The organism is Fluviicola taffensis DSM 16823 (assembly GCF_000194605.1).
Taxonomy (GTDB): Bacteria; Bacteroidota; Bacteroidia; order Flavobacteriales_D; family Crocinitomicaceae; genus Fluviicola; species Fluviicola taffensis.
Genome location: NC_015321.1, coordinates 1195733 through 1212199, shown reverse-complemented (window position 1 = coordinate 1212199; position 16467 = coordinate 1195733). Strand labels below are relative to the sequence as shown.

Annotated in this window: 11 protein-coding genes; 3 read left to right on the top strand and 8 right to left on the bottom strand. The window is 37.2% G+C overall.

The window, feature by feature from the left end; translation table 11 throughout:
* Positions 1-14: 14 nt before the first annotated feature.
* The 4 genes from FLUTA_RS05375 to FLUTA_RS05360 form a co-directional block, all read right to left on the bottom strand.
* On the bottom strand, positions 15-2933 hold the full coding sequence (locus FLUTA_RS05375) for a sensor histidine kinase (protein ID WP_013685847.1): 2919 nt from the start codon (positions 2931-2933) through the stop codon (positions 15-17).
* The gene (locus FLUTA_RS05370; RefSeq protein ID WP_013685846.1) at positions 2930-3715 is read right to left on the bottom strand and encodes a LytR/AlgR family response regulator transcription factor; all 786 of its coding nucleotides are present in this window, start codon (positions 3713-3715) and stop codon (positions 2930-2932) included. Before FLUTA_RS05370 ends, FLUTA_RS05375 begins: the two co-directional genes overlap by 4 nt.
* A gap of 165 nt (positions 3716-3880) precedes the next feature.
* Complete coding sequence (locus tag FLUTA_RS05365; RefSeq protein WP_013685845.1) at positions 3881-4630, bottom strand: alpha/beta fold hydrolase; 750 nt, start codon at positions 4628-4630, stop codon at positions 3881-3883.
* On the bottom strand, positions 4630-5925 hold the full coding sequence (locus FLUTA_RS05360) for an aminopeptidase P N-terminal domain-containing protein (protein WP_043023650.1): 1296 nt from the start codon (positions 5923-5925) through the stop codon (positions 4630-4632). The genes FLUTA_RS05365 and FLUTA_RS05360 overlap by 1 nt, the downstream gene beginning before the upstream one ends.
* A gap of 199 nt (positions 5926-6124) precedes the next feature.
* On the opposite strand from FLUTA_RS05360, the gene FLUTA_RS05355 reads away from it, so the two are divergent.
* The 3 genes from FLUTA_RS05355 to FLUTA_RS05345 all read left to right on the top strand — a co-directional run bounded on the left by FLUTA_RS05355 (position 6125) and on the right by FLUTA_RS05345 (position 8045).
* Entirely contained in the window at positions 6125-6442 is a 318-nt protein-coding gene (locus tag FLUTA_RS05355; protein WP_013685843.1) for a hypothetical protein, read from the top strand.
* A 227-nt stretch (positions 6443-6669) separates the two neighbouring features.
* Positions 6670-7314, top strand: a complete 645-nt coding sequence (locus tag FLUTA_RS05350; protein WP_013685842.1) for a hypothetical protein — start codon at positions 6670-6672, stop codon at positions 7312-7314.
* Positions 7315-7373: 59 nt separating this feature from the next.
* Positions 7374-8045 (top strand): CTP synthase, encoded by a 672-nt coding sequence (locus tag FLUTA_RS05345; protein ID WP_013685841.1) that lies wholly within the window; start codon positions 7374-7376, stop codon positions 8043-8045.
* Here FLUTA_RS05345 and rnhA read toward each other — a convergent pair.
* The 4 genes from rnhA to FLUTA_RS05325 all read right to left on the bottom strand — a co-directional run bounded on the left by rnhA (position 8042) and on the right by FLUTA_RS05325 (position 16416).
* Positions 8042-8515: a ribonuclease HI gene (gene rnhA / locus FLUTA_RS05340; protein ID WP_013685840.1), complete on the bottom strand. Its 474-nt coding sequence runs from the start codon at positions 8513-8515 to the stop codon at positions 8042-8044. The genes FLUTA_RS05345 and rnhA overlap by 4 nt on opposite strands.
* Before the next feature lie 403 nt (positions 8516-8918).
* Entirely contained in the window at positions 8919-12635 is a 3717-nt protein-coding gene (locus FLUTA_RS05335) for a PKD domain-containing protein (RefSeq protein WP_013685839.1), read from the bottom strand.
* A gap of 110 nt (positions 12636-12745) precedes the next feature.
* Positions 12746-15412: a methionine synthase gene (metH, locus tag FLUTA_RS05330; RefSeq protein WP_013685838.1), complete on the bottom strand. Its 2667-nt coding sequence runs from the start codon at positions 15410-15412 to the stop codon at positions 12746-12748.
* A complete protein-coding gene (locus tag FLUTA_RS05325; protein WP_013685837.1) occupies positions 15409-16416 on the bottom strand; it encodes a homocysteine S-methyltransferase family protein in 1008 nt (335 codons plus the stop codon). The genes metH and FLUTA_RS05325 overlap by 4 nt, the downstream gene beginning before the upstream one ends.
* Positions 16417-16467: the final 51 nt, after the last annotated feature.

Genomic DNA, 16467 nt, shown 5'->3' with positions numbered 1-16467 from the left:
CAAATATAAACTATTTAATCATTCATTTCCAAATTTTCATACGGAATTTTGATTAAAACGCGCGTTCCTTTGATTGAACGGTCAGAATTCATCATTTGAAAGGGTCCAATTAGTTCATAATCTTTGTTCCAAATTTCCCGAATGAGATCTATTCTCTTAGACGTTATTTCCATTCCTTGAGATTTATGATCACCTTTAAATTGGGCTTTTTTCTTCATGCTGAAGTCAATTCCAATTCCATTATCATCAATACAAATTTCCAGTTGATTTCCAATTGCCTTGATTGTAATTAGAATTTCTCCTGGTTTCGTTTCATCTGGCAAAATACCGTGGATAATACTGTTTTCAACGAATGGTTGCAACAGCATGGCCGGGACGCTTACCTGTTCTAAATCAATATCTTGATTGTCTATTCTGTAGGTGAAACGGTCTTTGAAACGCATTGCTTCAAGTGATAAATAGAGCTCAAGCCTTTCTAATTCTTGATGAAGTGTTACCACATTATCTCCTTCTGCAGCGCTATCCAAGTTTTTCCGAATTAACTTGGCAAAACTAGTTAAGTACCTGTTTGCTGAAATTTTATCCTGTGTATTGATGAAATATTGAATCGAATTCAAGGAATTGAAAATAAAATGACGATTCATACTCGCATTTAAAGACTGTTGTTCCAGGGTAAGTAGTCGGGATCTATTCTCTAAATTTATTTTGTAATTGCGATCTCTTTCTTGTTTAATTTGCAATCTGAAATAGTACCGAATGCCAAATGCGATTGCTACAAAAACAATCAAATAAAACCACCAAGTTCTCCAAAAAGGTGGAGTAATGGTAATGTTAAAGGAAAGTAAATTGGAAATTTTTTTGGTTCCTGAAATGGCTCTAATTCGAAGAATATAGTCTCCCGCATCTAAATTGGAAAGAATAATTGTTGGATTAAGGGTAGGGGGAGACCACTTGTCGGATTCTCCCTCTAGCCAATATTGAAAGGTCACAGATTCGGGATCTTCCATGGAAATTCCGTCCAAATCTATAATCAAATTGTTTTTCGAATAATAGAGATTCAAGCCTTGAAATAACTCGGAAGGATTGATCTCTCGGTAATTGACCAAAACGCGTGCAATGTTTAGTTTTGGCGGGAAATCTGTAAAGTTTGCTCTGTCAGAATGTAGGTTTATTTTTGCTAATCCATCACTGGTTCCAAACCAAAAGTTGTCATCATCGAACATGGATGAATTAATGTTGGATTCTAAATTGATCAATCCGTTATTGGTTCCAATATGTTTTACTAAATTTTGAGTGTTCTCGGAGCTTTCAAAAACATACAATCCATCATTTGTTCCGACATACATGTTTTTTTCGACCCGATGAATGAAGTTGATGAATCGCGCACCACTTTTTGCACTATACGAAACAGTTGTGTAGTTTATTCCATCAAAAATAACCAATCCGTTTTCTGTTCCAATCCAAATACGATTGTCGGCATCAATTTCAATGGAAGAAATACTGGCTTTGAAATTTTTTAGGAGAGTTTGTTTGTTTTTCGCCAAGTTTAATTCATACAACCCTTTGGAAGTTGCTACTAAAATGTTTGAAAAATAGAATGCAATATCCCGAATATTCCCGTTTTGGTTAATGTTAAATTTAAAATTAGGGTATTTATGGAGAACATTGTTTTCAATGTATCCAATGTTTTGTTCACCTGCTACAATGAGCTTGTTTTTGAACCGTTTGATAACTCGAAATGGATTCGAATAGTTGTAAAAGTTGTAGGTGGTTGGAGCAGTTTTGAAATCCCATCTAAAAACGCCAATGTCTGTTGCGAACCAAGCAATTCCATTGATGTATTCGATATCCCAAATCGTAGTTGCAGGGATCGGAACTTTTTCACAAAGGCCATTTAGGTTCATTTTGAAAGCTCCCTTGTCGTAAGAACCAAATAAATAATTGTTCGAATGAATTTTTTGACCACAGAGAATCAAATCGGAAGGCATTCCTGTTTTGGTAGAGTAAATTTGTAAATTTTGATTGGCAAAACGAATCAATCCTTTTCCATCGCTACCAAACCAAACATTCCCTTCTTTATCTTGAAAAGAACAATTGAGTGTGTTCACTGGAAGCCCTTTTGCCTCTGTAAGCACTAATTGTTTATTATTGGGAGATATTCGAATCACTCCTTCGGCTGAAAGTAGCCATAACTGGTTCGATTTGTCACTATTTATTGCACTAATGTATAGGTCTTCTGATTGAACAGGGATGGAATCAAATTTTTGTAACGAAAAGTCGGTTTTGAATAATCCTTTGAAAAAAGTAGCAATATAAACGTGATTATTAGTTCGGGCTATTCCTGAAATACTGCGATTTTTAAAAGCGTCTACTCGATTGAAATTGGTTAAGTCTTCGGTGAAATAAAGACCGTCTCTGGTTCCAATGTATAATTTATTATTGATGATCTCTAAATCCCGACATGTTGAAGCATCTTCATTTCGTAAAGTAATTTTAGAAATATGATTGTTTGAAATGATGTATAAACCACTTCCCTCAGTTGAAACCACGATTTTTCCCTGATAGAATGAAAAATCGGTAACGCTTACTGTTTTATCTTGCTCACCGAGCGAATAGGTTTTCGCTTGATTGTTTTTGATTTCCGTAATTCCTCCTTCATGACCCACCCAAATTGTTTTTTGAATGGTTTGCAAACAGGAAATACGGTTATTGAAAAGACCCTTTTCCAAGGGGAATGTGGTGAAGGTTTTTCCATTAAATTTGGCCAGTCCCCCCAATGTTCCGACCCACAAATACCCCTCTTCATCTTGTGTGATACATTGAACTTGTGATTGAGGTAAACCTTGACTGTTCGAATAGGTGATGAACGAATAATCTTGCGCCATTATACAAGAAGCAATGGCGCTAAAGATTATTGATATGATTCCTTTCATCCTTCTTTCAACATTTTAACGAAGTCTGTTACTCGGTTTCTTGCAACAGGAATACGTAAACCCGTTTTAAGAACTGCAAAATGCCCATCATCATTGACGTATTCTGCCAAATTGTTTAAATTGATGATGTGTGATTTATGAACTCGGAAGAATTTTGCTGGATTTAAGATATTCTCATAAATTTTCAATGTTCGGGTATCTAAATAACGTGTTCCATCATTGAAATAGATGGTTGTACAATTTCCACTAGCTTCCAAATGAGAGATGGTATTGTCTTCTACAATTTTCAATCCTTTTGTATGACTAATCGCAATTCTATTATTGGGTTTGTTGCGAAGTAATTGATCCGATAAATTGCGCAAACTTCTGAAATAAGTGACATAATTTTCAGGATCTTGTGCGAAAACGGTGTTTGCTTCCACTAATTTTTCTACTCCGACTCTTAAATCATCAATATCGATTGGTTTTAAGAGGTAATAAACCGCGCTTGCATTGAAAGCGCGAATTGCATAATCTTTGAATGCTGTAACAAATACTACTAAGAAATTTTTCTCTTCGACTTCTTCCAGCAATTCAAATCCTTCAGCTCCACTGGGCATACGAATATCGAGGAAAATAACATCAGGCTTACTTGCCGTAATCAATGCTTTTGCTTGATCTTTACCAGAAGCTTCACCGATGACTTCGATTTCTGGACAGAAATCATCTAGCATCATGATTAAATTTTTGCGAGCGTATTCTTCATCATCAATGACTAATGCGCGAAGTCTTTTCGGTTCCATAATGTAGTTTGTTATTTGTTCTTACCGAAATTTACATGATTTAATAAATCCAGTGTCTTTTTTGAAACAGAATACACTGGATTTCTAACCGTTAAAAAATGCGGGTAAGGATTACAATCAAAAGTTAATACCGTTAAAATTATTTATTTTTTGCAGAATATTTAGTTAAAATATGGTATTCAATAATGCAATCACCTCTTCTCGATTTTCCTCATGGGCCATGTGCCCAACATTTGGAAGGATAATGGACGAGATTTTGTTTTGTTTGCAAAAAGAATCAAGTAAGGAAACTTGGATTAATTTATCATTTTCCCCGCTGATTACAGTGAATTTCTCTGGCTTCTTTTCCATGATGTACGCCAAATCAAATCGATTTTTCATAGCCAATGCTGCCCAACCAATTGCTCTTGGATCCATTTTGTCTGCTAATTGAATGTAGTATTCAATAGCATTTTTAAAGTTAGTCGGATTGTGAAATAAGTTTGGAATAGCTTCACGGATGAAAACAGAGGCTTTTGTGAGCATCAAATTTGCTACGCGTTCACGATCTCTTTTTTTGTCTTCTGAGTCGCTCCAAGGGTGCGAATGGAAAAGAATTAAATGCTCCAAAGTTGGAACGAGTTTCATGAGCTCCATTCCGACATATCCACCCATTGAATGGCCTACAACAATAGCTTGTTGGATTTTTTTTAGAGTGATTATTTTTTCAACTTCCTTTGCCATTGATAAAATAGAAGGTGTTGAATCTAAGTCTACAGAACTTAAGCCATGTCCAGGTAAATCGATGCAAATTGCTTGGATGGAAAGATGAGGAATAACTTCATCCCACATACTCAAGTCTTCCATGAACCCATGTAAAAAAATTACAGGATTTCCATTTCCAGAAACCCTGTAATTCAATAATTCATCTCCCATTATTTTTGATTCATCAATGTTTCAATTTCATCTACTTCAATAGGGATATTTCTCATCAAATTAAACGGTTCTCCGCTTGCTTGAATGACTAAATTATCCTCGATACGAATGCCTAAACCTTCTTCTGGAATGTAAATTCCTGGTTCGCACGTAAATACCATGTTTGCCTCAATGGGAACATTCCATAAACCAACATCGTGCGTGTCAAGTCCAAGGAAATGTGATGTTCCATGCATGAAGTACTTTTTGTAAGCTGGCCAATTAGGGTCTTGATTTTTAATGTCTGTCTGATCCAACAACTTTAATCCGAGTAATTCAGATTCCATCAATCGTCCGACTTCCTTGTGATATTCCGCCATCATCGTTCCTGAAACTAGTAATTTTTCAGCTTGATTTTTGACACGTAGCACCGCGTTGTAAACGTCTTTCTGGCGTGGCGTAAATTTCCCGTTTACAGGGATACTGCGCGACATATCCGATGAGTAATTAGCATATTCAGCACCAACATCTAGAAGAATGACATCGCCATCCTGACATTGTAAATTGTTTTCAATGTAATGAAGTACACATGCGTTTTTACCCGACGCTACAATTGGAGTGTATGCCCAACCTTTCGATCGGTTTCTTAGAAATTCATGCGAGAATTCAGCTTCAATTTCGTATTCCCAAACTCCAGGCTTTACAAATCCTAAAATTCTTCTAAATCCCTTTTCAGTAATGTCACATGCGGTTTGCATTAGCTCCAATTCGATTTTTTCTTTCACCGAGCGTATCTGATGCATAATTGGCGCGCTTTTATGTGTTTGATGCGCAGGATAGTCCTTTTTTACTTCGATAATAAACCGGTCTTCACGTGTTTGAACAGTTGTATCTGCACGTAAATGCTCGTTTGTATTCAAATAAATTCCTTCTGCTTCTGCCATTAATTGCTTGAAGATTGTGGGGAATTGCTGCAACCAATAAACTGTTTTTATTCCAGCGGTTTCAAAGGCTTGTTCTTTATTTAATTTTGCTCCTTCCCAAACGGCAATGTGGTCGTTGGTTTCTTTCAGAAAAAGAACTTCACGATGTGCTTCATTGCTTGCCGTAGGAAAAAGAACTAAAATACTTTCTTCCTGATCAACTCCTGATAAATAAAAAATATCTCTATGTTGCGAGAAAGGCAAGGTTCCATCTGCACTAACTGGATAAATGTCATTCGAATTGAAAACAGCCAATGTGTTTTTTGCCATTTTTGCAGCAAATTTCTTGCGATTCTGACTAAAAAGATCTTTGTTTATTTGGAAATACTTCATGTTCTTTAAATCTATAAGGTGTTGTGAAATTACGAAAAAGAAGGTGAAAGTGAAAAGGAGGAGGTGAAAATAAAATACTACTCTCGGTCTCCGTTCCATGTCTTTTTAACTTCTTTTTTTAAATTTTCATCTGGATCGAGTAGGTCGTAAGTACTTTACGAACTACTGACTGCAAATTTGTATCATCAAAATCAATGATATGAAAACTTTATTTGACAGTGTATTAATAAACCGCATCCAATTAGAAAGCAATTCTTCCGAAGTGCAATTGACGTGTAGAATTTTCGAAAATAAGGAATCTTATGATACGGAGGTCTTTTTAAGTATGTCAGCTTTCAATCAATTATTGTGTGAATTGGAAGTTCGTGGATTTGAAATTGACATGGAGAATGACATGGATTTTATTCAGTTTGGACCAGATGATTATGTGTATACGATGGATCTTTCAAAAGAAGAGCATCCTTGTTTTTTACCCTTGCTTTCGTTACCGAAGGAGAACAAATTATTGCGCGCTTAATAGTTTTTATTTTTAGTCATTTTTATTTTCAAAAATGAATTTTTCAGTTAAAAACCAACCACCTTCATTACCCAGGTTGATGAATTGTAACAAAATGAGTTGGGGTTTAGATTCCTATTCAGACAGTTGATAATCATCAAACTATTTTTCAAATTTTTTTTATCTAGAAAATTATATTATTTTCGATTCGGGTTCTAGAGACCCATTTGGTTTGAAAAATAGTATCTATGAAAAAAATTATCGCCTTATTTGCATTTGGATCCTTGTTTTTAGCGGGTTGTCCAAAGCATGAAATTATTCCAGCGCCAACACCGAGGGTCGATTTGGAATCAAGTTTTATTGGTCTTATCAATGGAACGCAAGTAGAATTGACTCAAAATGTAGGTGGGTATTATTTAGATGTTTCTAAAAGCAAATATATTTTACCTTCTCCTACGCCTTCACGAGCAACTTATTTTGCTGATATGAAATCTCCAGAGGATTTACTTTCTATTAGAATTGGACTTGGAGCTGCATTGTTTGATGGAGGATCTTCAGGAGGAGATCCAAGCTTAAGCGTTTTTAATACTTTCTTTACTTCAACGACTACACCAACCTATTCAGATAATGGGACAAATGGATTTGACGTTACTTATAGAGATGGTAACGGGGGAGTTTGGAAATCTGATGAGACGTCTACACCTCAAGATGCTATTTTTACAGGGATTGTTCAAGAATCTGACGGATCGGGTGACTATTCGAAATTTACATGTACGTTTAATTGTATCGTATATCGAGATATACTTGATGTATCCACTCCTGATCCGAATGATTCGATAACGCTCTCATTACCGATTCAAAACGCGGTTTTTAAAGGTTGGTTCCAACGTTAATAACTCATTAAGAAAAGCCATTAGTCAACTAACTAATGGCTTTTTAGATTAAAGTTTTTATGCAACAACTGAAGATTGGAATTATTGGAGATTTTAATTTTACCTTCAATACTCATCATGCCACTAATATGGCGCTCGATCATGCAGGTCGCTTCTTAGAAGTGGAGCTTTCCTATTATTGGATTAAGATTAATGAGGTCATCAACATGAAGGCTCAGCAATTGTCTAATTATGATGGCTTTTGGTTTGCCCCTGGTCCTTATCTTAATTTGTTCTATTTGAATGGTGTTGTAGATTTATTGTTGCAACAAGATGCCCCAGTTTTTATTACTGGGGAAGGTTATAAAGCATTGATTGATGTGTTGATTCACCGCAATAATCTAAGTGCAAATGGAGAGAAGTTGATTTCTGATAACCTGGTAGACGGAAATCATTTTGAGCGTGTATTTGTTATTCCTAATTCACCTGAATTAATTCATTTGTACGAAACTAGAAATCCAGAAGAACTTACAGCAACAAGATATAGCTTATATCCTCAGTTAATTGGAAGTTTGATAGAATCAGATTTGGATATTGAGGCATACAATCAATTTGAAGAACCTGAAATAATCAGTTTAAAAAATCGAAAATTCTTTCTGGCTTGTGGTTTTTGTCCCCAAATTAGTTCAACACGAGAGTTGCCACATCCTTTGGTATATACTTTCGTGAAATCTTGTTTTCTAACGAACTAATCTTCGTGTTGTTGAACTTCTTCAAAGTAAGTATCGACAATGAGATTTTTACCCAAAGCAGCTTCAACGGCTAAAATATCACATCGTTCATTTTCGGGATGTCCATTATGGCCTCTTACCCAAATGAATTCAATCTGAAACTGCTTTTCAATCTTCAAGTAACGCATCCATAGATCTTTGTTTTTCTTTTTCGCAAAACCTTTTGATTGCCAGCTATTTACCCATCTTTTTTGGATGGAGTCGATTACATATTTTGAATCAGAATATACTTTGATAGGAATACTAGTGGTTTTAAGGCTTTCCAAGGCTATTATGACAGCAATAAGCTCCATTCGATTATTTGTAGTTAGTCGAAATCCTTGTGAAAGTTCTTTTAGGGAAGATTTGTATTTTAAAATTACTCCATAACCTCCTGGTCCAGGATTACCACGAGACGAACCATCTGTATATATTTCTATAAATGCTGACACTTTACAAAGTTATAAAAATCAGCCATTCACATAAAAGATATTTGAACACGTGAAAATTTCAATTTTAGGTACTTTTTTGTTAAAAATTTACCATGGAAAATTATTTAGGAATCCAAGAGTTTAGAAGGATAAATGTGCTTAAATAAGTCGTGAATGTATCGTTTTTGACGATAAATGGATCATTTTTAGTTTCATAATATAAGGTTAATTTTCAAGTTGGGTGTGTTTTAATCAAAATAGTATTTTGATTAACCTAATTATATGAGCATCTTTGTACACGAAAAGGAGCTGATATCTTCAGTTTCTGATTCAGTGAATAGTGGTTAGGTTAGGTTAACGAAAAGCAGTCAGCAATGACTGCTTTTTGTTTTTCACCCATTTCTACCAATTCAGCGGAAACCAGTTATCGAATTAATGTAACAAATCCTGTTTTTTGGATATTAGAATTGTCTTTTAAAATGCCATTTAATTTGTAAAAGTAAACTCCTTCGCTGCAAATTTGTCCACTCTGTGTTTTCCCATCCCAAAAGTACCCTGTGGTTTGATTTTTACCTTCGTGAACAACATTTCCCCAACGGTTTAAGATAACGATGTCAAATGACTTGAAAATGTCGTATTTGAATGAAAAATATTCATTTGTCGCATCCCCATTTGGAGTGATGATATTTGGCATTTCAAAATCTCCTACAACATTTACGGAGGAGGTGTATGTATCAAAACAACCATTCACATCTTGAACAATTAGGGTCACAGTATATGTTCCTGGAGAATAATAATTCGTTGTAACAGATGCTCCCGTATTATTAACAATTTGCGGATTTGGATTCATATTCCATGTCCATTCAACAATTCCAGAAGCTGAGGTCGATTGATCGTCGAATTCAACGGTAGTTCCTAAATCAATTATTGGAGGATACACTTCGTAATAAGCGTTTAAGCCAACGTCAGGAATTGTAATTGGATTCATTGGGTAAATCACTTCACAATTATTACTATCTGTTACTGTGAGTGTTGGATTGAAGGTGTTTACATCGTGATAGCTATACGTGAAGTTTGTTGAATCATTTACGAGTGTGCCATCTCCCGTATTCCAAACGATGGTTTCTAAGAAACTAGTTGCTCCGATATCGAATACTACAGTTTGACCGCAGCCACCTGCATTTTGTGTCCACGAAGGATTTGCAACTGGTCCGAAAATGGTTAGATAGTCAATATAAGTTGTATCAGATGTACAACCAAATTCATCCGTGATTGATAAACTCAAACTGTAGGTTCCAGGAAATACATAGGTATTGTTCGGGTTTTCTAATACAGAAGTTTTTCCGTCTCCAAATAGCCAACTGTAATTTGATATGGTTCCGTATGATAATGATTGATCGGTCAATGCAGCGAATACTGGTGGGCATAAATAGTCTCCATTTGCGTTTGTTGCTGCTCCACTAAAAGTGTAATTTGGAATTGAAACAGGAGTTGAAACCGTTAAAGTGGATGAAAGTGTGTCTTTACATCCATTTGCATCTGTTGCTATCAAAACGTATCCGTGTGTAAAATGATCTGTTGAAGCATTTAAAGGTTCATTGTATGCATGGGCATAATCGGTTCCTGTCCCTACTTGCGATCCATCAACAAACCATTGGTAAGTTACAGGCGCTAATCCAGAAGAAGCATTAACGGTACTTACATTTTCCAAATTACAAACTACAGGATCAATGGTGAAAAGTGCCGTTGGCTTTGTGATGGAAACAGAAGTAGTTGCTGGAGCAGAAATACACCCGAATTGATCTGTAGCAACCAATGTAACAGTAAATGTTCCTTCGGTATTGTAGGTGTGATTTACTGTTGTTCCAACATTTGTAGTAGATTGAGTTGTATTGTTATCATTAAATGTAAACAAGAAAGATGCTAAATTAACCCCATTGTTTTGGAGACTTGAGCCATTACTAAATGTCACTACAAAGGGTGCGCAACCTGCATTATCATTGGGTGTTACTTGTGCCATTGGAAGGGCTAATGCGGTCATTGGACTAAATACAGCATTGTCTGCACAGCCAACGCTATTCGTTGCTGTTAAAGTAATTGCAAAGGTTCCAAAACTCGGATAGGAGTAGCTTGGATTCGCACCTGTAATTGTTTGTCCATTACCCATGTTCCAAGAGTACGTTCCAAAAGGATGAGATGATGTGGAATTATCTAAAAGTGAAATGGGTGAATTTACACAAACACTATCATTAGAAATTCCTGCGATAACAGCATCCGTTCTCGAAATGTGAATGATTTGAGTAGTACTATCAGAACATCCAGTAGTGAAATTGTGAATCACTTGCTTAATGGTGTACGTTCCATAATTGGAATAATTGTGATTGGTAGATCCTAAATTTGCATCATCAAAATCAGGATCGTCAAAACTGGTAGTTGTACCATCTCCCCAACGCCATATCATCGAACAATCATCTGGGATTGCTCCAATTTTTGATTGATCATTTACAACTACATTGACAGGTAGGCTATTTGGATTACAATATAAGGTTTGAGCAGGTGAAAATAAGCTGATAGGTGCTTTGATATAAACTGCATTTGGCATGATTAACGTATCGCTACATCCTCTGAAGGTTACAATCAACCTCACGTCAAAGAATCCAGTATCTTGAGAATAGGAGTAATCCGGACTTTCTTGATCCGAAGTTCCACCATCGCCAAAATCCCAGTGATAAGTAACTTCATCAGAAGTATGAGGAGTTAAAACAACCGACTGATTTTCAAAATGGATGGATCGCTTCGCACATTCTGGCGTTTGATCGATAGTGAAATTTACTAAGTCTACTTTTCCTACTTCAATATAAGCCGGAATAGTCATTGTTCCTTGACAGCCCGTTTGAGTAGTGATTGTCAACGAAACAGTGTAAACACCCAAGTTGTAAATATGAGGTGGTGGATTTTGCCCATTAAAAGTAGTTCCATCTCCAAAAGTCCATAACCAGCTTGTAATTGGAATACTTGCTGATGAAGTATCTATAAAAGTAACGGTGAGCGGATCGCAACCTGCAGTGTCTGTGCTGGTGAAACCTGCAACCGGAGGAGTAAGCGTAACTGCATTTAAGCTAATTGAACCTGGACAGCCATTTGCTCCAGTCATTGTCAATGTTACGTTAAAAGTTCCATTGTTTTGATACGTATGAATCGGTGGGTTTTGTCCAGTGAAAGTGGAGCCATCTCCGAATGTCCATTGAAAGTTCGTTCCACTGGGACTTGTATTGGTGAAAGTAACTCCTTGTGGCGCACAACCTGTTGTTGGGTTGGCCGTGAAAGAAGGAACTGGTCTTGGCAATATCGTTATTTGTTTGGTGGTTGAGCCTGAGCATCCAAGACTTGTATTTTGAGTCGTTAAACTAATGGTGTAAGTTCCCGGAGTTGAGTACACAATCGTGTTGTTTTGGGAGGTAGAAGTAGTAGGAGAGCCACCAGGAAAAGACCAGTTCCAAGTGTTTGATCCAACCGTAGAGCTATTTGTAATTGAAACTGGTGTGTTCTGACAAGCAGTTGCAGGTGCAGTTATTCCAGCTTGAAAATTAGAAATCACAATCGGTTTTACAATTGTATCCTTACATCCAAAACTATTGGTAGCAATTAATGTTGCATTGTATGTTCCAGCAGTGGTGTAGTTAACAGCAGGAGGATTTTGTAAAGTAGAAGTTTGCGTATTTCCAAAGTTCCAAGCGTAAGAAGAGGCTCCAGTTGTTGTATTGGAGAAACTAACACTTACTGGCAAGCTACAACCATTTGGTGTTAGCGTGAAGTTTGGGGTTGGTTTTGGATTTACTTTCACATACGCAGCCTTCAATTCGAAATCGGCCTGACCATTGGAAGCTTGCACTGTTAATGTTACAGTATAAGTTCCTGGCGCGCTATAGACGTGGTTTGGATTTTGAGTAGTTGATGCATTTCCGTCTCCAAAATCCCAAGAATAGGAAGTGATTGGTGAGCTACCAGCCGTTGATTGGCTAGTGAAATGAATGTTTTCCTCCAAACAAACAATCAATGGCGATGCCGTAAATTGAGCTGTTGGTGGTGTTTGAGAAAATCCAAAAGTGGAAATGACTAGGAATAAAAGCACTAAACGCATACTTAGTATAGTTTCAAGGTTAACAACAATGTGAGATTAATGTTAGCGAAGCGTTAAGTTATTAACAATAAGCTAATTAAGTCGTTAATCTTCTATGTAAAGATGCAAATTTAATCGAGAAGGTTGCTTGAAAGCCAACGTTTCATGTGATTTATATCCATGTTTTTTCTGGTAGAAATGCTATCTACCTGATCCAGTGTTACTTTGCCAAGTCCAAAATATTTTGAATCTGGATGTGCAAAATACCAACCTGAAACAGATGCAGCTGGCCACATGGCTAAAGTTTCTGTTAATGAAACTCCGCTTAATTCTTCTGCGTTGAGTAATTTGAATAAGTTTGGTTTTTCTGTATGATCTGGACAAGCGGGATAACCAGGTGCAGGTCGAATTCCTATATATTTTTCAGCAATGAGTGCGTCGTTATCTAAGGTTTCATCATTGGCATAACCCCAAGTTTCCCGTCTTACTTTCGCATGTAAAAATTCAGCAAATGCTTCTGCGAAACGATCTGCTAACGCTTTTATCATGATGGAATTGTAATCGTCGTGATCTGCTTCGAAACGTTTTACATGTTCTTCAATTCCATGTCCAGCGGTTACAACAAAAGCTCCCAAATAATCAATCAAACCGCTTTCCTTTGGAGCAATGAAATCTGCTAAAGAAAGATTGGGTTGTCCTGCTGCTTTTTTGGTTTGCTGACGCAGTGAATGTTGAATTCCTAAAACGGAAGTACGTTGTTCGTCTGAATAAATTTCAATATCGTCGTCAATACTATTTACTGGGAAAATACCAAATGCTGCTTTGGCTGTGAGCCATTTTTCATCCACAATTTGTTTCAACATGGCTTGCGCATCGGCATAAAGTTGTGTTGCTTCTTTTCCAACTACTTCGTCTGTCAAAATACGTGGAAATTTCCCATGTAATTCCCATGTTTGGAAGAAAGGAGTCCAATCGATATATGGAACCAATAGCGCCAAATCTTGTTCTTCGATTACTTGAACACCTAATTGTTTTGGTTTTTTTATTGTTTCCCCATTGAATTCCAATACCAATTTATTTTTCAATGCATCTGCATAAGAAAGTACTTGTTTTGCCCCACGGTGTTTTTCATGGTGTTCTCGAAGACGTGCATAATCTGCTTGTATGTCTTTTACAAATTGTTCTTTTTTATAACCCAATAATTGTTCTACTACGGTTACTGAGCGTGATGCATCCAATACATGAACGGTTTGTCCTTTGGTGTAATTTTGTTCGATTTTTACTGCGGTATGTACTTTTGATGTCGTTGCTCCACCAATCAACAATGGAATGGAAAGATTGGCGCGTTCCATTTCTTTGGCCATGTGAACCATTTCATCCAATGAAGGAGTAATTAATCCGCTCAATCCAATCACATCTGCTTTTTCATCAATGGCTGCTTGAATAATTCGTTCAGCAGGAACCATCACACCAAGATCTACAATTTCGTAATTGTTGCAACTAAGTACAACCGAAACAATGTTTTTTCCAATATCGTGAACGTCTCCTTTTACAGTTGCCATAATTACTTTTCCAGCAGAACTTGATTTTCCATCTTTTGCTGCATCAATAAACGGCAAGAGATAGGCTACGGCTTTTTTCATAACACGAGCAGATTTTACAACCTGAGGCAAGAACATTTTACCGCTTCCAAATAAATCTCCCACGATGTTCATTCCATCCATCAAGGGGCCTTCAATCACTTGAATTGGTCTTTCAAATTGATGACGACATTCTTCCACATCTTCATCAATGAAATCCACAATTCCTTTTACCAATGCATGAGCAAGTCTTTCATTCACTGGAGCATTTCGCCATTCTAAGGCAACTTCTTTTTTCTTGTCTTCTCCTTTGAATGTTTCTGCAAAATCTAACAGTCGCTCTGTAGAATCATCTCTTCTATTTAAAAGAACATCTTCAACGCGTTCCAATAATTCTTTGTCAATATCCGAGTAAACTTCCAACATAGAAGGATTCACAATTCCCATATCCATTCCGTGCTTAACGGCATGAAACAAAAATGCGGAGTGCATTGCCTCACGTACAGGATTATTCCCGCGGAAAGAGAAAGAAACGTTTGAAACTCCACCTGAAACGTGCGCTCCGGGAAGGTTTTCACGGATCCATTTGGTTGCTCGGAAGAAATCTAGCGCATTGTTGTTGTGTTCTTCCATTCCCGTAGCGACAGGAAAAATATTGGGGTCAAAAATAATGTCTTCGGGTGCGAATTTTACGATGTCTACCAAAATACGGTACGAACGTTCGCAAATTTCGATACGTCTTTCGTAGCTGTCTGCCTGACCATCTTCGTCAAAAGCCATAATTACAGAAGCAGCTCCGTAACGTTTAATCAATTTTGCTTGACGGATAAAGTTTTCTTCGCCCTCTTTCAACGAAATAGAGTTCACGATTCCTTTTCCTTGAATACATTGCAAACCAGCTTCGATAATTTCCCATTTGGAACTATCTACCATGATTGGAACCTTCGAAATATCTGGTTCAGCTGCGATGAGGTTTAAGAATTTCACCATCGCCTCCTTGCCATCGATCATTCCTTCATCCATGTTGATGTCGATGATTTGTGCACCACCTTCCACTTGCTCACGAGCTACGGATAAAGCAGCTTCGTAATCGTTGTCTTTGATCATGCGCAAGAAAGCACGCGAACCAGTTACATTGGTTCGCTCACCAATATTGGTAAAGTTACTTTCAGGTGTTATGGTAATTGCTTCTAAGCCGGATAAGCGTAAATTGTTCATGCGTTTGCTGTTTCGCTAATTTTTCGTGGTGAATACTTTGAGGCAATTTCAGCCATTTTGCGAATATGTTCGGGAGTTGTTCCACAACAACCACCAATGATATTGATCAATCCTTCTTGCAAAAACTCTTCAATTTGCTCTCCCATCATTTCTGCCGTTTCATCGTACTGACCGAATTCATTGGGTAAACCAGCATTGGGGTGAGCGCTTATGGCAAACGGAGCTTGATTGGACAAAATTTGTAAATAGGGTCTCATGGCATCTGCACCCAAAGCGCAGTTTAGTCCAATGCTCAAAAGTGGCATGTGAGAAACGGAAACCAAGAATGCTTCAGTCGTTTGACCTGTTAAAGTTCGTCCACTTTGATCGGTAATGGTTCCAGAAATCATAATGGGAATTTCGATTCCGCGTTCCACACTCAATTCATCAATGGCAAACATTGCTGCTTTTGAGTTTAAGGTATCCGTTATTGTTTCTACCAATAAGAAATCGGCACCTCCGTCCATTAAACCAGTTGCTTGCTCTTTGAAAGAAACAACTAATTCGTTGAAGGTAATTGCTCTAAATCCAGGATCATTTACATCTGGAGACATGGATGCTAGTTTTGTTGTTGGTCCCATGGAACCTGCTACGAAACGTGGTTTATGGGGTTCTTTAGCTGTGAATTCATCACATACTTCACGGGCTATTTTTGCTCCGTGGTAGTTGATGTCGTAAACAGCATGCTCCAAGTGATAATCGGCTTGAGCAACAGTTGTTCCACCAAAGGTGTTGGTTTCAATAATGTCGGCCCCAGCTTCTAAATATTGCGCGTGAATTTCTTTAATGATATCTGGACGAGTCAACACCAAAAGGTCGTTATCTCCTTTTAATTTGTGGGGATGATCTTCAAACCATCCTTTTCGGAAGTCGTCTTCGTCCAAATTATAGCGTTGAATCATTGTTCCCATTGCTCCGTCGAGAATGAGGATTCGTTCTTTTAGTAATTGCTTGATGTCTTTCATAGCCTTATTGTTGCTTTGCTAACTATGAAGTTGGGGAAGTAGCCAAAAAAC

Bases quoted from the DNA above. Each gene is read 5' to 3' on its own strand.
- FLUTA_RS05375 (WP_013685847.1), bottom strand. From the start codon at position 2,933: ATGAAAGGAATCATATCAATAATCTTTAGCGCCATTGCTTCTTGTATA.
- FLUTA_RS05350 (WP_013685842.1), top strand. From the start codon at position 6,670: ATGAAAAAAATTATCGCCTTATTTGCATTTGGATCCTTGTTTTTAGCG.
- FLUTA_RS05325 (WP_013685837.1), bottom strand. From the start codon at position 16,416: ATGAAAGACATCAAGCAATTACTAAAAGAACGAATCCTCATTCTCGAC.
- FLUTA_RS05335 (WP_013685839.1), bottom strand. From the start codon at position 12,635: ATGCGTTTAGTGCTTTTATTCCTAGTCATTTCCACTTTTGGATTTTCT.
- FLUTA_RS05365 (WP_013685845.1), bottom strand. From the start codon at position 4,630: ATGGGAGATGAATTATTGAATTACAGGGTTTCTGGAAATGGAAATCCT.
- FLUTA_RS05355 (WP_013685843.1), top strand. From the start codon at position 6,125: ATGAAAACTTTATTTGACAGTGTATTAATAAACCGCATCCAATTAGAA.
- FLUTA_RS05370 (WP_013685846.1), bottom strand. From the start codon at position 3,715: ATGGAACCGAAAAGACTTCGCGCATTAGTCATTGATGATGAAGAATAC.
- metH (WP_013685838.1), bottom strand. From the start codon at position 15,412: ATGAACAATTTACGCTTATCCGGCTTAGAAGCAATTACCATAACACCT.
- FLUTA_RS05360 (WP_043023650.1), bottom strand. From the start codon at position 5,925: ATGAAGTATTTCCAAATAAACAAAGATCTTTTTAGTCAGAATCGCAAG.
- FLUTA_RS05345 (WP_013685841.1), top strand. From the start codon at position 7,374: ATGCAACAACTGAAGATTGGAATTATTGGAGATTTTAATTTTACCTTC.